A 704-nucleotide genomic window follows, 5' to 3' on the forward strand; every position below is an offset into this window, starting at 1 on the left:
AGACGTATCGCGTGCAGACGGGCCGTGTCCGTGGCCGCCGCTCCCCATGCCCCCGCCGGTCCCGCGACCGGTCTCCCGCCGTGTTCCGCGTTCCCCACGCCTCGTCGGCCTCCCACCCCTGTGCTCCGCGCCGTACCGCGCACGCCCGTGCGCCGGTGCCCCCTCCGCGAACCCTATGCGGCCCGCCTCTTTTCGGGGAGAGACGCAGGCAACCCCCGCTTCACCTGTCGTCCGCTCGCATTTTGTCCGGTTGACGAGGGAGCGGGGACGGTTCGGACGCGTTCGCCGGACGTGAGAAAGGGCACACGGCGCGTGGCCGCTGGAGTGGCCGGGCCGCGGGCCGGCCGCCCCCGCNNCCCCGAGGACGAAAGGCCTGTGCATGAGCGACCAGCGGCTCTGGGACGATGTCGACGCCTACTTCACCGCCCTGCTCTCCCCGGAGGACGACGTCCTGCGAGCCGCGCTGCGCGACAGCGAGGCGGAGGGCCTGCCGCACATCAACGTCACGCCGCCCCAGGGCAGGCTGCTGCAGCTCCTCGCCCGGCTCCAGGGCGCCCGCGCGATCCTGGAGATCGGCACGCTCGGCGGCTACAGCACCATCTGGCTGGCCCGGGCGCTGCCCGCCGACGGCAGGCTGGTCTCGCTGGAGTACGACCCCCACCACGCCGACGTGGCCCGCCGCAACCTCGCACGGGCCGGCCTGG

General features: G+C 74.4%; 1 protein-coding gene. It reads left to right on the plus strand.

What is annotated here, in order from left to right; translation table 11 throughout:
- Nucleotides 1-379 precede the first annotated feature (379 nt).
- The coding region (locus tag CCN35_RS26780; RefSeq protein ID WP_211285587.1) for an O-methyltransferase at nt 380-704 on the plus strand (325 nt) is incomplete at its 3' end.

It is taken from the genome of Streptomyces thermovulgaris (assembly GCF_002155915.1).
In the GTDB taxonomy this organism is placed as follows: Bacteria; Actinomycetota; Actinomycetes; order Streptomycetales; family Streptomycetaceae; genus Streptomyces; species Streptomyces thermovulgaris.